This is a genomic window from Vescimonas fastidiosa (assembly GCF_018326305.1).
GTDB lineage: Bacteria > Bacillota > Clostridia > Oscillospirales > Oscillospiraceae > Vescimonas > Vescimonas fastidiosa.
In genome coordinates this window covers 207,110-224,380 of the sequence record NZ_AP023416.1, presented here as the reverse complement: position 1 = coordinate 224,380, position 17,271 = coordinate 207,110, and the positions used below count along the sequence as shown (strand labels likewise).

The following is a 17,271-nucleotide window of genomic DNA, read 5'->3' as shown; positions in this document are numbered from 1 at the left end:
TGGCCGCCGGACGGTTCCTGTATGTCACAGCTATACGATTCATGGCCTTTTGCCCGAAACGCTTTGCATACCTCCTGCGATTCCTCGCAAGCAACCAAAACTTTCATTTCAGCCTCCAATTCTGCTTTTTGCCGATGTTAAGCATATAATCCCTTGCACGCTGGTTGATTCTGCTGCCGATTGCTTCATCCCAGCTCAAAATGCGGTCAATGGTCAACTCCGTGGAGATGATCGTGATTGCATCCGGGTCAATGTACCGGGCATTCAGCAGGTCAAAGGCAATGTTTTTGTCGGCATCCGTAACGCTGCCCTTTAAGAAATCGTCGATATACAGCGCACGGACGGTTTTCAGCGGGTGCATGGCTTCGGTGTATGCTTCCGCATCGTTTACCTTTGCCTTGATTGCCGGAATATCTCCCCGCCATTGCACATACCGGACAGGGATTCCGCCGTCCATCAGCTTGGCGCAAATCGCCGTACACAAGTGGGTTTTCCCAGTTCCGGGAGAGCCGCCGATGAAAAACCACTTGCCCTTCCAGTCGGTCAAATACTTCTCCGCCGCTTGTTTTGCGGCCTGTTGCCAATACTCCCGCGTTTGGAATGCCTCGAATGTGCAGTTATCCAGCAGACCAGCAAGCCCGGAACGCTCCATGCGAATTCTGTTTTGCCGGATGATCTCGCATTTGCAAGTGCTACTCACCAGTTCGCCGCTTTCCGTGCGCCGGACGGTGTAGCCCAGCCCGCCGCAGATGTCACAGCCATGTTCCGACATGGTACTCCTCCTTCGTTGGTTGCGCTCCGGCCTCCGTCAGCACATCATCCCATCGGCCTTGATTCAGCCATGTGGCTGGGTTTGGGATGTATTGACCGTTATCCTTGCGCCACTGTTCGCTGTTTTTCTGACTGTTGACGGCATCGATAAGCGTTTTAACCGGCACAGAAACCTTGGAAAATGCTTTCTTTGCGGCCTGCTTTCCGACTTTTCGGGGATATACCGCCCAAAACGATTCAAACGGCGACGCGCTATTGTCTTTGTCTTTGTCTTTGTCTTTGTCTTTGTCTTTGTCTTTGTCTTTGTCTTTGCTTGTTTTGCTTGGCAAATCTGGCATTTGCTTGTTTTGCTTGGCAAATCTGGCATTTGCTTGTTTTGCTTCTGCGCCCTTTCTTCCGGCTTCGCTTCGTGCGTCGGATAAACTATCCATTGCGGAGTTGTCTCGATCTATCTGCGCCCGCATCATCGGGAATAAAAACCGTTCGTTCCCGCCGAGCTGCGGGGCTTCGCCCGTCCTTGCATAAACCAACAAGGAAGTGAAAAGCCGCCCCCTCTCTGCGTCACCGAGCGGCTCTATCGCATCTAAGTAATCGATGAACAGCTTGATGTATGTCATATCCGCCATGCACTTACTCCTTGCGCGGAAGTAGGCAAATACCGATTCCGTGATCCGTAAAAATGCAGGCTAACTGCACTGCATCCTCCTCCGAAAGATCATCAATTCGTAAAACATTGTTAGTAAGAGAATCGGAAAGTGCGTCTCGAATGCTATCGGCATCGTAGATAATCGCGTCAAATGTCATCCCTCGTCACCTCCAATTAGAACGGCAAATCGCCGTCATCCTCGGAAATCTCCGTGAAGGTCTGCGTGGGTTCCTGTACAGCGAAGGTATACGTGGGTTTCTGTACAGCATCCTTGCTGCCGCAGAAATGTACCTTGTCGGCAGTCAGCTCCACCACGGTGCGCTTGTTGCCGGCCTTGTCCTCATAGTCCCGGCTGGAGAGCTTGCCCTCCACGATGATCTCCTTGCCTTTGGTAAAGTGGGTGCAGATCAGCTCTGCCGTTCCCTGCCATGCCACACAGGAGAGGAACAGCTTCGTTTCTCTGTCCTTTACCTTCTCGCTCCACGCCAAGCGGAAGCTGCACACCGTTGTCCCGTTCTGTGTGGCTCTGCGTTCGGGGTCAGAGCAAAGCCGCCCCTGCAAAATCATTCTGTTTACCATCTTTTTCCTCCTTACAAATAGCTTTTTCCGAATTCACGCCGGAAGTCATCTTCCGTCCAGCCCTGCTCCCGCATGGCCTTTAATTGGCCGTATCTTTGCAGCTGCCGCATTTTTAAGGCGTTGTTGTGTACGGCGGTTTTCGCGAAGATATGGCATCTGCTGTGGCACAGATACACCACAAGGCCGTATCTCTCACTTTTCTTGCGGTAAGGGCCCGGGAATATGTGGTGCCGGTCCAGTGGGTCCTGTGCGCCGTTTCTGCCGCAAAGAAAGCACCGTTTCTCATCCAATGCCCTGCGCCTCCTCCCATCGAGATTTCAGCGCATCCAGCTGCTGGGGTGTCATGGTCTCGATCTCGGCCTCCCGGCAGTCCTCGGCGATCGCGTCTATCAGTCGTGACATCTGCAAGGTGTCATAGGTGCTGGATCCGTACCACACCGTAACGCATACGCATCCGTCGAGCTTTGAGGGAAACCGCTCTGCCATCCAGCCGATGCCCTTTGCCGACCAGCTCTTACAGAAGAAATCGGCTGACTTTTCGGGGATGCACACCACATCTCTGACCCCGGGAATTTGTTTTATCTTCTCCCGATAAATATCCTCCGGGTTTAACCCGTAGTGCGCCGCCAGCTTATCCATCAGCACCCACGCATAGGCGTTGGCATCCAGGCTCCGGCCCCTGCGTTTAATCTGCGCCGTGTACTCCTTGCCGGGCTGCAGCTCGTCGCACACGGCCATTGCCGCCCGGGGGGACTGCACCCGAAGGCACAGCCACGCTCCATCGCTGTCCTGCTGCCACCGGGCGGCATCAACGGTTACTTGCTGCATATTACCTCCTCTGACTGCGGCCACTTCCCGCGCTTTAAGCATTTTGACAAATATCGCAGGCGTGGGAGATACTGTGATTCTACCCACTCGCTGTCATACTTGACCTTGTGAGTTGAAAGCCTGTTCATGTCGATCGGAAGGAAAAAATTCTCATATTCCGCCGGTGTCATCCGATATGCGATGATTTGGCAGGCTTTCCGTTTTCTAAAGATTCCGCATCCGCTGGCGTACATCTCCACTTGACACTGCATCCAATATCCCTTGGTGACCTTAAAAACAGGCTTGCTGTGCGTTTTGACCTCGTGTATCATGTCGCGGGTTTCCCCGTCGTAATTCACGCGCAGCCGCAAACGGCGCACTTTTATCTGCCTATCTCTCGTTTGGACATTCGCGGCATCCAGTATCTTGTGTTCGTATGCCGTTCCGGCCTGCATCGCCGCATTGGAAAAATGGTCTTGCCGAATACCAAGCTTTACAGCCCACCATCTGCGGAATGTTTCTGTGCCCCACGATCCCATAATCGTAGCCGTGTCCGACGCTCCAAACCATCCGCTCCTATCGTGGTTCCGTATCACAGTTTGCTGACCGCCTTTTCAAGCTTGTCAATCGTCGCGAAATATCCCATAAGGTTATTTAGCTGCTTGTCGCTAATGCCAACACTGGCCAGCAAATCTCTGTGGTCAAGGCCGTTCTTTTCCTTGATAGTGATGAGCCTTTCCAGCCGCTCTTTTATTGCCCAAATGCTATGGCGGCTCAAATCGTCCTCGCCATCGTCGGTATCTCCCTCTGCCCACAAGTCAAATCCAAGCCCCGTGCGGATGGCCACGCCCTTCACAAATGCTCTCGCCAGGGCATTGTTTATGCGGAGCTGGTTCAGCGTATCGGTGTATACAACAAGCGATCCGTTCAGCAGCGGGGTGTCATAGGTGTATTCCATGCCGTCAATGTGGATCAGCACCCGCACAAACCAGCACTCGGTTTCCCGCCCCTTGCTCGTGACTACTTTTGCCTGCGGCCAAAGATAGGTCTTTGTTTCCGGGCATTCAACGGGCGCATACCAAACGGATTCCGCGCCGTTTTCGTGCAGCAGTTTCACGCACTTTGCCCAGCTCAGATAGGGGACTTTAATTAGTTTCCCACTTTCGTCCTTTGCATCCCGCACATCGCAGTAAGGACGCACATCCAGTTTTACAAGTTCATCAAATGATTTAAGCATTCCTTTTCCTCCGTTATCGCTCATTCCCAAGCCTCCTCGATATACTCCTCATTGTTGTTGACGCACTCCCAGCAGAGCCAAACCCCCTTGTAATGCAATGCACAATCCTCTTGGATAGGCTCCCCACAGCAGTCGCACACGGGGCGCCGGTCGGTCTGCCTATCCTGCTCTGCGGCGTAGCACTCCGCGTCCCATACCGGGTCAGATGTCCACATCGGATGCATCCTCCTCTTCCAGCTCCAGCTTCCACACATCCCGGGTGACCTTGGAAACCTGGGGAATATCCCCCGCATACAGGGCGTTCAGAAAATCGTCCTCACTGGTCCCGCACAGGACAAAGTGCGGCTCTGTGATGACCTTGTACCCGGAATATACGACTGCCTTATTGCTGCCGCTAACCAGGTCGCCCACCTCGGCCACATCGCACTCCGACCGCATAATTACCCGGACGCCGCACCTTTCAGCCACGATGGCGTAGTAATGTCTTTGCATCTTCATTCCTCCCAAATTCTCACTTGCCTGGTCTATCCAGCTTGTCCACCAGCTTCACGAACATCCACGCCACCGTTGCCGCGCCGATGATGACCAGTGTCAATGTGTAAGTATCCATCATGTCCTCCTCTTCGCAAAAATCATTCGTCCGCCTCTACCTCCGAGATCCACGCATCCAGCTTCTTTTTAAAAATCTGAAATACCCGGCTGCGGTCGGTGCGGATGCACACGCCGAAGGGGTACACACCTTGCTCCAGGCCGTCGGCCAGGGTGTCAGAACAAAGGCTCAAGCCTTTATCTCTAAGATACTTCGATGCCTGGTGCAGCGTCATGGTTTCGATCATTTGTCAGCCTCCTTCTTCAACAGCTCGTCCACCGTGCAGCCGTACAGCTCGGCGATCTCCGGCAAGCGGCTGGCTCTCGGTGCCTGCGTGCCGGTCTCCCACATGTAAACCGCCGCATCCGTCACCTTTAGTTTCTCGATTACCTGCTTGACACTCAGACCAGCGGCCAATCGAGCGCTGCGAAAACTCATTCTTTCACCTCCAGTTTGTATTTACTTAGTTTTCGTTGACTGTGGCGGGGGAATTTGTTATACTGCCTTTAGCCCTTGCGGCAAATTTAAGGAGGTGGACTTTTTGACCAACCTTTTGACTTTGCCCGTTCCAGACCGAAGTACCGGCGCAATGCGATAGGGTCAGGCTGCCCCAGAACTGCCAAAGTGAGCGGTGCGTCACAGAAACGGAAGTCCGTTTTTCGTCAGACTGGCATTTCCGAGCCGCAAGAATGACGGCTTGGCCATCGGCTAAGGATTGCCGGTGAACAGTCTGTGCAGCGCACTCTGGTAACAAATCTGGGAAGAAAACGCCCGCAAACGGACTGCGGGTGTTTTTCTTTTCGCCTTTTCCTCCTCTCCGCAATCAACAAAAACTAAGTTTTTCTTGACAACTTAGCAAACTGTGGTATTATGGAAGTGCCAACAACCCTTAATATTTTCCGCAGTCCGCTAAGTGCAGGGGGCTCGGCTTTGTATTGCCTCCCGCCGATTCTTATTATAACTAATTAGAAATTATAAGTCAACCGCTTTCTATTAGTTTTTATTAGTTTTGGCGAACTGCACAATATACACGAGGTGCAAATGGACGCTATAGACAAAATCAACTTTTACTTGAGCAAAAATGGCAAAAATGGAGCCGATTTAAGCCGCGCATTAGGGCTATCAAATAGCATTTATAGCCAATGGAACACGCGGAAAACTAAGCCGTCAAATGCTCGCCTTCCCGCTATTGCCGAATATCTCGGCGTTTCCGTAGAGGACATTATGCCAGACGATGTATCCGCCAACGCAGCTTCGGAGGGCGCAAAAAAAGCCCCCGATCCGGAGATCGAGGGCGTAATGGAAGATGAAGATTTGAAAGAAGCTGTCGAGCTTTTGAAAAAAATGGATAAGGAAACCCTGCGGATTTTTATCAAAGCCGCCCGCGGGGCTTTGGAGAATTAATTATGAGTATTTCGTGGGGTGAAATCGGCGTTTCCGCCTTTTCTGTTTTGGCATCCGCCGGAGTGTCTGTCTACATTTCTAAGCGGACAGCAAAAGCAGAAATCGAAAAGCTGCGGGCAATATGGGCGCACGAGAAAGAGGCCGCTTGCGATTCCGATTTTGATGCGATGGTTGCCGCCGTTTCCTTATATGCAAAGTATCCGGCTCCCGCAAACTTTCAGTCCGCTACCAACGCCGTCGGCATTTATCGCGCAAAAGCCACGGGAGAAACGGCAGAAAAGGTTGACGAACTCAGCCGTTTAATCGTGAGGGAATGCCCAAATCGCGCAGCAGTATCCCGACCAGCTGCAAGCCGTAATTGAGTGCAAGCGTAAAGCGTAGCTTTAAAAGGTCGCCTTGCCCTGCTCTCCCTCTTTCCAAAACATATCAAGTTCACCGGCAAAAAGATTCCTGGCAATTTTGTAAAGCTCACTGATGGCTGTTTCGCGGTCAACGCCGTCCAGCTCAAGGCCGATTTCGCGCTCGTAGCCGTTTTCTTTACTGATAGCCCAAATTTTCATTTTATCGCCTCCATAATTTTATCAAACTGAGTGCGGGTCATTTTACTCGCCAAAGAAATCGCCTCAGAAAGTAACGCAATATGCTCTGCATTCTTTATTATATTACATTTATTTTTCGTTTCACAGCTTAAAATTTCCATCTTTATACTTTTCTGCTTCCAATCCACATTATTTCTCCTTTCGGTTTATCTACCCATAGTCAAAATATGGCATTTGTTGCACAGTTTAGGGCAACAAGGCGAAAAATTTTAGGGGAAGTGTTTTCTGTGATGATCTTATGTGATTTATCCCCACCGCCCCCGCACCGGACGGTGGGGATTTTTGCCGCCTATCGCCGTCACCGGCTCTTGGCCGCATACCCACGGTATCAGTTTGCTGTTTGGCAAGTCAATACAAAAACCGGATAATATCCGATTAGCCGATAAAAACAAGCGGAGATGTTTGCCCGAAATAGGGCAGGAGGGGAAGAAATGGAAAAAACTTTGCAGGATATTTGCAGAGAGGCAAAAGAAGACCAGCATCTTACCACGCAAGACTTAGCCGATTTAACAGATCTGTCATCGTCCACGATCAGCAATTACTTTTCTGCGTCGTCAAAGGATCCAAGCCTATACAAAATGGGGCTTATATGCGCCGCCCTCGGTGTGTCTATAGATGAGTATTTTGGTATCGTAAAGAGACCATCCACGGAGGAGCAGCTTGCAGAGGCCCACAGAGCAATGGCCGATGCAGATGCAAAGCATAGCGCAGACCTACGCATTGCGCACTTGGAGGGCGGCATTGAGCAACTGACCGGATCAGTGGCAAAGCACGAAAAAAAGGAGCGCGTATTGCAAATTTTGGTGTATATCCTGGCGGTTTCGCTGTCGATTTCCGTATCCATAATATTTGGATATTTGGCGTTTGACTCAAGCGTCCCCCACACAGGGCTTATCCGCAACGGGAAGATTACATCACTCGGCTGGATGCTATTTGCGCTGCTTGCGGTAGGCATCGGTGTAATAATTGCTGCGCTGATTAACGCACTGCGATATTACAGATGCCATCAAACCGATAAAATATAGGGCAGGAGGATAAAAATGGGAAAAGCAATGAGGAGGGCCAACGGAACCGGGACAGTGTATAAGCTCGCCGGGCGCCGTCGCAGGCCCTGGGTGGCCGCAAAGCAAAAAATCATTATAGGATATTACCCCACCAAAAAAGATGCTATAGCGGCGCTGGAACGTCTTGCAGGCAAGGATTTAACGGAGCGGTACAACATGACCTTTGCCCAAGTGTTCGACGCTTGGAAAGTGGAGCATTACAAAAAAATAGGGCCAATCGGTATAGAGGGCTATGACGGCGCATTTAAAATTTTTGCGCCGCTGCACGACCGGAAGTTCCGGGAATTAAAAACGGCAGATTTCCAAGGCGTGCTGGATGCCCATATGCATAAATCCCATAGCACTGTGTCCAAGTATAAGCAGCTCATAACGCAGATGTCCACATGGGCCATGCGCGAGGAGATCATCACAACAAATTTTGCAAAATTCGTCCAGCTCCCCGAAAACACAAAAAAAGAAAAAGAAACATTTACCGATGCTGAAATAAGCAAGCTGGAAGCGGACGGCAGCGACACCGCAAAAATTATCCTCATGCTGATTTACACAGGCATGCGCATAGGGGAGTTGTTTTCTCTCCCGACTAAAGACTATCACAAAGATTATGTGATCGGCGGTGAAAAGACGGAAGCCGGGCGAAACAGGATCATCCCCATCCGCCCCGAAGGGCTCCCATACTTTGCCTATTTTGCAAATAAGGCCACCGGCCCGCTGCTCATATCCGGCTATGCTGGTGAAAAAAAACCAGCAAACTTCCGCCGTCGGGATTATTACCCGCTTTTGGAAAAATTAAAAATCCAGCGCAAAACGCCGCACTCCACCCGGCACACCTATGCGAGCTGGGCGAGAAAAGCGGGGATTGCTCCGGAGACGCTACAGAGGATCCTCGGCCACGCCAACTACTCCACTACCGCAAATATATATGTCCATACGTCAGCGGAGGAATTGGTGCAGGCCGTTAAAAAGGCGAAAATTTGTTAGTAGTTTGTTAGTTACCGACGGGAGCCAAGGCAGGCCTGTGCAAAATTACTCGGCGAAAAGTTGCAAAATCGCAACAAATATTGTTATTTTTATTAACTTTTGTGCTTATATATTCAGAACAGGTATATTTGACGTGCATGGGGTCACAGGTTCAAGTCCTGTACCGCGCACCATCGTCAAAAGCCCCGGAATCTCATGGGTTCCGGGGCTTTTCGTCATTTTGCCGAAGTACGCTTTTCTCGGTTTTGGCCAAATGCCTCTAAAAGTTGCAAAAATAGCATTTCCCCCGGGCCTGGCAAAAGCAGTATAGATGCAAAGCGCCCTATACATTATATATTAATGGATTTTGTGGGAAAAAGATGGGTCGGAGGCGTAAAAATTTTTGGTCATACCATTGATTTATGTAAAAATTCCGTGTAGAATAGGCAGATAAGAAGAATGCTGCCCCGTTATGGCAAAACAGAAAGGGTAAGGAACGGCCATGCACATCGAGAAAATACAGCAGAATAACGCGCCGCGGGTGCCGGAGCTGATCATGCAGGCCCTGGTCAAGGCCATTGAGGACGGCCACATCCGGGTGGGCGAGGATATGCCCTCGGAGCGGGACCTGGCGGAGATGCTGGGCGTGGGCCGCGGCTCTCTGCGGGAGTGCCTGGCTATTCTGGAGTTTTTAGGCGCCATCGACAGCCGGGGAAACCGGAAGGTGCTGCTGCGGGACGCGGACTATATTCAGAAGGCCCGCACCTGGATCGAGTGCTCCAATGAGATGGGCGGAACGGAGCCCTTCAACGAGTTCCGCCGGGTCATCGAGGTGGGCATCGTGGGCCTGGCCTGCGAGCGCGCCACGGAGGAGGACATGGCCGCTTTGGACGAGGCCATCCGCAACCTGGACGAGGACCCCGCCAACTATATGCACGATGTGGAGTTTCACGATGCCCTGGCCGTGGCCAGCCACAACGCCATGCTGGCCTCCACCATTCACCTGGTGAATAATCTCATCGCCGATGTGCGGATGCGGTTTTGGGACCTGCCCCGCTACAAGGAGCTGACCCAGCAGACCCACCACGAGATCTACATGGCCGTAAAGAACCGAAATGCGGCAGAGGCCCAGGAGGCGATGATCCGGCACCTGAACGTCGTTTCCCGATACGCCCTGTGCTATCCCGCCCGGGACAGCGGCGAGGAGGAGGCCCCTGTGCCGGAGGAGGCCTGAGAAATTAATTTCCCGACAAGAAAAAGAGGAGGATATACCCTGTGAAGAAAGGGTATATCCCCTCTTTTTTCGCTTTAGTAAATTTATTAAAAATTTTTTATACACAATAGACAATTCCCATCCTCAAAATTCGGTTTTAATTGCGGATTGACGAGGGTCGAAAAAGGTGGTATTTTGGTATCGTGGTTAGATGGTATGACCAAATTACCATCTTTTTGAGAGCGAATTTGAGAAACTTTGAGAGTTAGGAGGAATCGTATGAAAAAGCTGATGGCAGCGGTGCTGGCGGGCTTGATGCTGGCGGGCCTGTTATCGGGCTGCGCAAACACCGCAAACGACGACGAGGTGGAATACCGCTGGAAAATGGCGCTGAACTCCACCGAGGGCGACAATGCCTATGACACAGGCGTTCTCTTTGCCCAGAAGATCAAGGAGCTGACCGACGGCCGGGTGCAGGTAGACCTGTACGGCGGCGCCCAGCTGGGCACCACGGCAGAGGTGCTGGAGGGCATGTACGCAGGTGTGGCCGATGTGATGTGCGAGTCCATCGGTACGCTGGCTACCTTTACCCCCCTGGCCAACATTGAGGCTATGCCTTATATGTTCAGCAGCTACGATCACTTTATGAATGTATGGTACAGCGATCTGGGTCAGGAGATCAAGGACGCCGTAGGCGATGACGCCGGCTTCAAGCTCATGGGCGCGTCCTACCGCGGCCCCCGTGTGGTGTGCGCCACCAAGGAGCTGAAAACCGTTGCCGACTTCAAGGGCTTCAAGCTCCGTGCCCCCAATCTAGAGATGTATCTGAAGACCTGGCAGTGGGCGGGAGCCAACCCCACCCCGATCCCCATGAACGAGGTTTACACCGCTCTGCAGCAGAAAACCGTGGACGGCCAGGAAAACCCCGTGGTGGACTCCGTGAACTACGCCTTTGACGAGGTGTGCAACTACTGGATCAAGACCAACCATGTCTACGGCTGCAATGTGGTGATCATGGACAAGAAGTACTTCGAGAGCCTGCCCGCCGACATTCAGAAGGCCACCCTGGAGGCCGCCGAGTTCGCGGGTCGGGCCATCAGTGAGCAGCAGGCGGACAAGGATGCCGTGGCCTGGCAGGAGCTGGAGGACGAGGGCAAGACCATCATCGAGGTGGATAACGCCGCCTTCGCCGAGCATTTCAAGGACTTCGCCGCCACCAACTATCCCGCGTTTGCCGACTGGGTGGAGCGCATCGCCGCCATGGATCCTGCTAAGGGCTAAGAAAGGAGGAGAATTGTCGTGATCAAAGCGTATTCCAAATTTCTGGATATTCTGGAGAAGATCCAGAGGGTCATTCTGACCGTGTCCGTGCCGGCCATGGTGCTGATCATGTTCTATCAGGTCGTTATGCGGTATGTGTTCCACAATTCCCCGGCCTGGAGCGAGGAGCTGGTGCGCTACCTGTTCATCTTCAATGTGATGATGGCCGCGGCCATTGCCGTGCGGCGCAACAGCCACCTGCAGATCGACATTGTACTCAACGCCCTGAAGCCCCATATGCGCCGGATCTTCACCATCTGCGCCACGACGGTGGGCCTGGTGTTCCTGGTATACCTGTTCATCCTCTCCCTGGAGCTGGTGCGCAGCGGCGCGCCTAACACCTCCGCCGGCCTGGGCCTGCCCATGTCCATTCCCTATACCTGTGTACCCATCGGCACGGCGCTGATGGTGCTGACCTCCATAGAGGTCATTCTCAAGAACATTCAGGAACTGGCTGACGAAAAGAAAGGAGGTACCGCCGTATGAACGCAGGACTGCTTGTATTTATTCTGCTGCTGCTTCTGTCCTTCCTGGGCATTCCCATCTTTATCTCCCTGGGCATCGGCACCCTGATAGCTCTGAATATGGCGGACCTGCCCATGCTGGTGCTGCCCCAGAAGCTCTTTGCCGGCATGAACTCCTCCTCCCTGCTGGCCATTCCCTTCTTCATCCTGGCGGGCAACCTTATGTCCCGCAGTATTACGGGGAAGCTCATCGATGTGGCCAACGCCCTTATCGGGCGCATTAAGGGCAGCCTGGCCCTGGTAACGGTGGTGGCCTCGGGCCTGTTCGGCGCCATCTCCGGCTCCGGTGTGGCTACGGCCTCCGCCATCGGCGGCCTGACTATTCCCGCCATGAAGAAGGAGGGCTATCCCGCTCCCTTTGCCGTGGCCGTGTCGTCCATTTCGTCCATTCTGGGCCCCATCATTCCCCCGTCTATTACCCTGATCGTGTACGCCTCCATCACCAATGTGTCGGTGTCCAAGCTGTTTATCGGCTCCGTGATCCCCGGCCTGCTGCTGGTGGTGTGCCTCATGGGCTACGCCCTGGTATATGCCAAGCGCTATAACCTCCCCGCCCACGAGAAGATGCCTGCCAAGGAGGTGGCCAAGACCTTCAAGAGCAGCATCTGGGCGCTGCTGATGCCCATTATCATTCTGGGCGGTATCTTCGGCGGTATCTTCACCGCCACCGAGGCCGCTGCCGTGGCCGTGGTGTACGCCCTGATCGTGAGCCTGTTCGTCTACAAGGACACCAAGTGGAGCGAGCTGCCCTCCTCCTTTGTGGAGGCCTCCGTTTCCACCGCCACCATCATGGTGATGGTGGGCCTGTCCAAGGCCTCCAGCTATGTGGTGGTCACCTCCGGCCTGCCGGCCCTGCTGCTGGACACCTTCTCCAGCCTCACCGAGAGCCGGGTGCTGATCCTGCTGCTGCTGAACCTGCTGTTCCTCATCATCGGTATGCTCATGGAGGCCAATGCCGCCATCATTATGATGACCCCCATTCTGATGCCTCTGCTGACCCTGTACGGCATCAACCCCCTGATGTTCGGTATCGTTATGAGCTTCAACCTGTGCATCGGTCTGGTCACGCCTCCTGTGGGCCTGTGCCTGCTGCTGAGCAATCAGATCGGTGAGACCAGCCTCAGCAAGTCCCTGAAGGCATTGATGCCCCTGCTGCTCATCAGCATCGTGGTGCTGCTGCTGATCACCTATGTGGACCCGCTGACCACATGGCTGCCGTCCCTGCTGAAGAAGTAAGGACTTAATATTGCCCCCCCTATACACTCCTTTTCTGTTTCCAATGTGCTTCCCGCCCCTCCGGGGGCGGGAGGTACGGAGGGAAAAAATAAGGAGTTTGTTGAGTTTCCATATGTATTTCAATAAGGAGATGTATGTATATGAAGATCGGTTTCCTGGGCCTGGGCGTTATGGGACTGCCTATGGCAAAAAATCTGGTTAAAAAGAGCGGCTGTGAGGTGCTGGGCTTTGATGTGGCCCAGAATCGCCTGGACGAGTTCGCCGCCGCAGGCGGTACGCCGGTGAAGGAGCAGACGGATATTTATAAGCAGTGTGACATCATCATGCAGATCCTGCCCACCCACGCCATTATCCGCAAGTCCGTGGAGGACGCCGTGCGCTACGGCAAGCGGGGCAACATCATCATTGACCTCAGCTCCACCGCCCCCGACATCATCCAGGACCTGTATAAAACCGTCAAGGAAGCGGGTATGTACCTGCTGGATTCCCCCATCAGCGGCGGTAATCCCATGGCCATTGCCGGCACCCTGGCCATTATGACCGGCGGCGACAAGGAAGTGTTTGAGAGCGTAAAGCCCCTGCTGGAGTGCATGGGCCATCCCGTTTACACCGGCGGCAGCGGCAGCGGCAGCGTCACCAAGCTGGTGAATAACATGGTGGCCGGGGCCTACATGGTCGTCATCGCTGAGGCCTATGCCTTCGCCGCCAAGGCGGGCATCGACCTGCAGACCACCTTCGAGGCCACCCGTGGCGGATTTGCCGGCGGCCCCGTGTATGAAAACAAGGTGCCCAAGCTCATCAAGCGCGACTTCGAGCCCGGCGCCCGGGTAGCCGTTCACCGCAAGGACATTCTCAATGCCAAGCACTTTGCCCATCACATGGGCGTGGATACGCCTATGACCGATGTGGTGCTGCGGGTCATGGACTGGATGAACGACAACGGCCATATCGACGAGGACCAGATCGCCATGGTCAAGTATTACGAGGACAAGATGGATGTGACCGTGGGCGAAGAAAAATAAACCTATGGACCGCTATCCCATCCGCGTAACCCTGCTGGCCAACGCCGGCGTTCTGATCCGCTACCGGGACACGGCTCTGCTCCTGGACGGGCTGTTCGGCAGAAAGGACAATCCCTTCAGCCTCCTGCCCCCCGGCTGCCGGGAGGCCATGCTTCAGGGCCGACCGCCCTTTGAGCGGCTGGACTACCTGCTGTTCACCCACTACCATCCCGACCACTTTGACCCGGAGATGGTCCGGGCGCTTTTGGAGCGCCGGAGGGTGAAGGGCCTGTTTTATCCCAAGGACGAGTCCCCGGCGGTGCAGAAGCTCAGCCGGTGGCTGCGGCAGGAGGGCATCCCCTGTGTGCCCCTGTGCCGCGATACGGACCGGGCCGCCATACAGATCGAGCCGGATATTTCGGTGCAGGCGTTTATGGTGCCCCACCTGGGAGAGGAGTACCGCTCCGTCCCCCATGTGTGCTACCTGCTGACCTTTGACGGGCGGCGGGTGCTGTTCACGGCGGACAGTGACTATCTCCACGAGGACTTCTCCCGGCTGGCGGACACACCCCTGTACGCGGTGTTCCTCAATCCCCTGTTTTACCAGGCTTATTATAATACACGCCTGTTTCACGGGCATTTTGACACGGATACGCTGTGCGTCTACCATGTCCCCTTTCCAGAGGACGACGGGATGCATATGCAGGATATGGCGCGGCGTATGCCGCGTGGGGCGGCGGACAGTGGGCTGCGGGTCCTGCCGCTGACGGAACCGATGCAGCAAATCGAGCTTTAATCGAGCTTTAACGGAATAGGGAGTGAATAACCATGAATGACATTCTGGAAATGGCCCAGGGCAATCTCACCCGGGTCATCGCCGTGCGGCTGCGTCCCGGCACGGATGTGCTGCAGGGCCTCACGGAGGCCTGCCGCCGGGCCGGTATCAATAACGGCGTGATCCTCAGCGCTATCGGGAGTCTGGACGGTGTGGCCTACTGCAATCCCGTGGAGCTGCCGGACAAGAAGGCCGGCTACGGCTACGGCGAGGTGCTGCACCTGACGGGGCCCATTGAGCTGACCGCCGGCAGCGGCATCATCTGCCATGATGACCAGGGGGTCACGAACCTCCATGTACACATGAGCCTCAGCGACCGCTACGGCAACGCCCACGGCGGCCACCTGGTAGAGGGCACCAAGGTGCTGCTCACCGTGGATGTGATCATCGCCGAGATCGGTGGACTGGTCATGGGAAGAAAATTTGACGACGAATTGGAAGTGCCCCTGTTCGCGCCCAAGCAGGCGTAAGGGACAGCTAAAGAAAGGTGTGAGAACATTGGCTGAAAAGAAAACTAAGGAAATGTACAGTAAGGAGCAGCTTTTGGAGTTCTACCGCACGATGGTGCGTATCCGTACCTTCGAGGAGAAGGCCGCCGAGTGCTTCACCAAGGGTATGCTGGCAGGCAATATCCATCTGAGCATCGGTCAGGAGGCTGCTGAGGCCGGCGCTTTCGCCGCTATCGGCCCCCAGGACTACTTTACCTCCACCCACCGTGGCCACGGCCACGCCATTGCCCGGGGCGCTGACCCCAAGCTGGCTATGGCCGAGCTGTTCGGCAAAAAGACCGGCTACTGCAAGGGCAAGGGCGGCTCCATGCACATTGCGGACATGGAGAAGATGAACCACCTGGGCGCCAACGGCATCGTAGGCGGCGGCCAGCCCATCTCTGCCGGCAGCGCTCTGGCCTCCAAGATCCTGGGCGACGGCGCGGTGACCGTGGGCTGCTTCGGCGACGGCGCCACCAACGAGGGCAGCTTCCACGAGTCCCTGAATATGGCCGCCGCATGGCAGCTTCCCATGGTGTGGTTCATTGAAAACAACTGCTACGGTGTGTCCACCGAGATCCACCGGGTTACCAATACCCCCCATCTGGCCAGCCGTGCCGAGGCCTACGGCGTGCCCTATGCCATCGTGGACGGTACCAACCCCACGGAGGTTTACGAGGCCATGAAGAAGGCCATGGAGCACGCCCGCAGCGGCAAGGGCCCCTATCTGGTGGAGGCCACTGTGTACCGCTATCAGGGCCATTACTGCGGCGACCCCGCCGTGTACCGCCCCAAGGAGTACATGGAGCACGCCCTGGAGAATGACGGCATCATGAAGCTGGGCAAGCGTTTGCTGGCTTTGGGCGCCACCCAGGAGGAGCTGGACGAGATCACCGCAGCGGCGGATGCCGAGATGACCGAGGCCGTTAAGTTTGCCGACGAGTCCGAGTATCCCGATCCCGCCACGGTGCTGGACGATATGTATGTGAGCGACAATGAAAGGTGTGTGGCACGATGAAAAAGATTACCGTCAGCAAGGCCATCGGTGAGGCCCTGCACGAGGAGATGCTCCGGGACAAAAATGTCTTTATCATGGGCGAGGATATGGCCGTTATGGGCAATGTGTTTGCCATTACCAAGGGCTTTTTGGAGGAGTTCGGCCCCAACCGGGTCATTGATACCCCCATTTCCGAGGAGGGCTTCGTAGGTATGGCCGTGGGCGCGGCTATGCGCGGCCTGCGTCCCGTGGTGGAGCTGATGTATGACGACTTCGCCACCGAGTGCGCCGACCCCCTGTTCAACCAGGCGGCCAAGATCCGCTATATGACCGGCGGCCAGTGCAATGTCCCTATGGTCCTGCGGGCTCCCATGGGCGCCGGACGCCGCAACGCCGGCCAGCACTCCCAGTCTCTGGAGAACTTCTTCTGCCACTTCCCCGGCCTGAAGGTGGTGGCTCCCTGCTCCGCCGCGGATGCCAAGGGCCTGCTGAAAACCGCCATTCGGGACGATGACCCCGTTATCTTCCTGGAGCACAAGCTGCTGTACGCCAAGAAGGAGGAGATCCCCGAGGAGGAGTACACCATTCCTCTGGGCCAGGCCGCTGTGAAGCGGGAGGGCAAGGATATTTCCATCATCACCTGGAGCCGCGAGGTAAACTTCTCCCTGGAGGCGGCTGCCAAGCTGGCCGAGCAGGGCATTGAGGCCGAGGTGCTGGACCTGCGCACCCTGGTGCCCCTGGATTGGGACGCCATTGTAAAGACCATTTCCAAGACCCACAACGCCATCATCGTCTCCGAGGAGGTCAAGCGCGGCAGCTTCGCCGGTGAGCTTTCCGCTCAGATCGGCGAGGAGCTGTTCGACGAGCTGGACGCCCCGGTGGAGCGTGTCTGCGGCCTGAACATCTGCTCCCCCTTCAGCCCCGTGCTGGAGGACAAGAACTTCCCCCATCCGGAGGACATCGTGGCCGCGGTGAAGCGCGTGCTGAACAAGTAAGGAGGGAGA

The 17,271-nt window shown here is 55.0% G+C and carries 26 protein-coding genes; 13 read left to right on the top strand and 13 right to left on the bottom strand.

From position 1 onward, the window contains the following. Positions 1-103: 103 nt before the first annotated feature. The 11 genes from KI236_RS08270 to KI236_RS08220 form a co-directional block, all read right to left on the bottom strand. Positions 104-772 (bottom strand): ATP-binding protein, encoded by a 669-nt coding sequence (locus KI236_RS08270; protein ID WP_212821058.1) that lies wholly within the window; start codon positions 770-772, stop codon positions 104-106. Then, the gene (locus tag KI236_RS08265; protein WP_212821056.1) at positions 753-1,397 is read right to left on the bottom strand and encodes a DUF6291 domain-containing protein; all 645 of its coding nucleotides are present in this window, start codon (positions 1,395-1,397) and stop codon (positions 753-755) included. The genes KI236_RS08270 and KI236_RS08265 overlap by 20 nt, the downstream gene beginning before the upstream one ends. Before the next feature lie 4 nt (positions 1,398-1,401). Beyond that, on the bottom strand, positions 1,402-1,575 hold the full coding sequence (locus KI236_RS08260; RefSeq protein WP_212821054.1) for a hypothetical protein: 174 nt from the start codon (positions 1,573-1,575) through the stop codon (positions 1,402-1,404). A 16-nt stretch (positions 1,576-1,591) separates the two neighbouring features. Next, positions 1,592-1,996, bottom strand: coding sequence for a single-stranded DNA-binding protein (locus KI236_RS08255; protein WP_212821052.1), 405 nt, complete (start codon positions 1,994-1,996; stop codon positions 1,592-1,594). An 11-nt stretch (positions 1,997-2,007) separates the two neighbouring features. Then, complete coding sequence (locus KI236_RS08250) at positions 2,008-2,286, bottom strand: hypothetical protein (RefSeq protein ID WP_212821050.1); 279 nt, start codon at positions 2,284-2,286, stop codon at positions 2,008-2,010. Then, positions 2,279-2,824 (bottom strand): hypothetical protein, encoded by a 546-nt coding sequence (locus KI236_RS08245; protein WP_212821048.1) that lies wholly within the window; start codon positions 2,822-2,824, stop codon positions 2,279-2,281. Before KI236_RS08245 ends, KI236_RS08250 begins: the two co-directional genes overlap by 8 nt. A gap of 571 nt (positions 2,825-3,395) precedes the next feature. Continuing rightward, positions 3,396-4,064 carry a DUF1071 domain-containing protein gene (locus KI236_RS08240; RefSeq protein WP_212821046.1) on the bottom strand — a complete coding sequence of 223 codons (669 nt, stop codon included), beginning with the start codon at positions 4,062-4,064 and terminating at the stop codon, positions 3,396-3,398. After that, positions 4,061-4,255: a hypothetical protein gene (locus KI236_RS08235; protein WP_212821043.1), complete on the bottom strand. Its 195-nt coding sequence runs from the start codon at positions 4,253-4,255 to the stop codon at positions 4,061-4,063. Before KI236_RS08235 ends, KI236_RS08240 begins: the two co-directional genes overlap by 4 nt. After that, entirely contained in the window at positions 4,242-4,532 is a 291-nt protein-coding gene (locus KI236_RS08230; protein WP_212821041.1) for a hypothetical protein, read from the bottom strand. Before KI236_RS08230 ends, KI236_RS08235 begins: the two co-directional genes overlap by 14 nt. A gap of 140 nt (positions 4,533-4,672) precedes the next feature. Further along, positions 4,673-4,876 (bottom strand): hypothetical protein, encoded by a 204-nt coding sequence (locus KI236_RS08225; RefSeq protein WP_212821039.1) that lies wholly within the window; start codon positions 4,874-4,876, stop codon positions 4,673-4,675. Next, positions 4,873-5,067, bottom strand: coding sequence for a helix-turn-helix domain-containing protein (locus KI236_RS08220; RefSeq protein ID WP_212821037.1), 195 nt, complete (start codon positions 5,065-5,067; stop codon positions 4,873-4,875). Before KI236_RS08220 ends, KI236_RS08225 begins: the two co-directional genes overlap by 4 nt. A 603-nt stretch (positions 5,068-5,670) precedes the next feature. Here KI236_RS08220 and KI236_RS08215 point away from each other — a divergent pair. Both KI236_RS08215 and KI236_RS08210 read left to right on the top strand, forming a co-directional pair. Further along, entirely contained in the window at positions 5,671-6,033 is a 363-nt protein-coding gene (locus KI236_RS08215) for a helix-turn-helix domain-containing protein (RefSeq protein ID WP_212821035.1), read from the top strand. Positions 6,034-6,035: 2 nt separating this feature from the next. Then, complete coding sequence (locus KI236_RS08210) at positions 6,036-6,395, top strand: hypothetical protein (RefSeq protein ID WP_212821033.1); 360 nt, start codon at positions 6,036-6,038, stop codon at positions 6,393-6,395. A gap of 21 nt (positions 6,396-6,416) precedes the next feature. Here KI236_RS08210 and KI236_RS08205 read toward each other — a convergent pair whose 3' ends face one another. Further along, positions 6,417-6,593, bottom strand: a complete 177-nt coding sequence (locus KI236_RS08205) for a hypothetical protein (protein WP_212821031.1) — start codon at positions 6,591-6,593, stop codon at positions 6,417-6,419. Further along, positions 6,590-6,760 (bottom strand): hypothetical protein, encoded by a 171-nt coding sequence (locus KI236_RS08200; RefSeq protein WP_212821029.1) that lies wholly within the window; start codon positions 6,758-6,760, stop codon positions 6,590-6,592. The genes KI236_RS08205 and KI236_RS08200 overlap by 4 nt, the downstream gene beginning before the upstream one ends. A gap of 303 nt (positions 6,761-7,063) precedes the next feature. Between KI236_RS08200 and KI236_RS08195 the strand changes: the two genes are divergently transcribed. From KI236_RS08195 to KI236_RS08145, 11 genes are all read left to right on the top strand, one after another. Next, a complete protein-coding gene (locus KI236_RS08195) occupies positions 7,064-7,657 on the top strand; it encodes a helix-turn-helix domain-containing protein (RefSeq protein WP_212821027.1) in 594 nt (197 codons plus the stop codon). A 15-nt stretch (positions 7,658-7,672) separates the two neighbouring features. After that, the gene (locus tag KI236_RS08190) at positions 7,673-8,674 is read left to right on the top strand and encodes a tyrosine-type recombinase/integrase (protein WP_212821025.1); all 1,002 of its coding nucleotides are present in this window, start codon (positions 7,673-7,675) and stop codon (positions 8,672-8,674) included. Between the two features lie 481 nt (positions 8,675-9,155). Next, on the top strand, positions 9,156-9,887 hold the full coding sequence (locus KI236_RS08185) for a FadR/GntR family transcriptional regulator (protein ID WP_212821023.1): 732 nt from the start codon (positions 9,156-9,158) through the stop codon (positions 9,885-9,887). Positions 9,888-10,145: 258 nt separating this feature from the next. Beyond that, positions 10,146-11,147: a TRAP transporter substrate-binding protein gene (locus tag KI236_RS08180; protein ID WP_212821021.1), complete on the top strand. Its 1,002-nt coding sequence runs from the start codon at positions 10,146-10,148 to the stop codon at positions 11,145-11,147. 18 nt (positions 11,148-11,165) lie between these two features. After that, positions 11,166-11,672 carry a TRAP transporter small permease gene (locus tag KI236_RS08175; RefSeq protein ID WP_212821019.1) on the top strand — a complete coding sequence of 169 codons (507 nt, stop codon included), beginning with the start codon at positions 11,166-11,168 and terminating at the stop codon, positions 11,670-11,672. Further along, positions 11,669-12,946, top strand: coding sequence for a TRAP transporter large permease (locus tag KI236_RS08170; RefSeq protein ID WP_212821017.1), 1,278 nt, complete (start codon positions 11,669-11,671; stop codon positions 12,944-12,946). Before KI236_RS08175 ends, KI236_RS08170 begins: the two co-directional genes overlap by 4 nt. Before the next feature lie 140 nt (positions 12,947-13,086). Then, entirely contained in the window at positions 13,087-13,968 is an 882-nt protein-coding gene (locus tag KI236_RS08165; protein WP_212821015.1) for an NAD(P)-dependent oxidoreductase, read from the top strand. Between the two features lie 4 nt (positions 13,969-13,972). Then, positions 13,973-14,743, top strand: coding sequence for an MBL fold metallo-hydrolase (locus KI236_RS08160; protein ID WP_212821013.1), 771 nt, complete (start codon positions 13,973-13,975; stop codon positions 14,741-14,743). Positions 14,744-14,775: 32 nt separating this feature from the next. Continuing rightward, positions 14,776-15,252, top strand: a complete 477-nt coding sequence (locus KI236_RS08155) for a PPC domain-containing DNA-binding protein (protein WP_212821011.1) — start codon at positions 14,776-14,778, stop codon at positions 15,250-15,252. 52 nt (positions 15,253-15,304) lie between these two features. Further along, entirely contained in the window at positions 15,305-16,288 is a 984-nt protein-coding gene (locus KI236_RS08150; protein ID WP_212821980.1) for a thiamine pyrophosphate-dependent dehydrogenase E1 component subunit alpha, read from the top strand. Continuing rightward, complete coding sequence (locus KI236_RS08145; RefSeq protein WP_212821008.1) at positions 16,285-17,262, top strand: alpha-ketoacid dehydrogenase subunit beta; 978 nt, start codon at positions 16,285-16,287, stop codon at positions 17,260-17,262. Before KI236_RS08150 ends, KI236_RS08145 begins: the two co-directional genes overlap by 4 nt. The last annotated feature ends 9 nt before the right edge of the window (positions 17,263-17,271 follow it).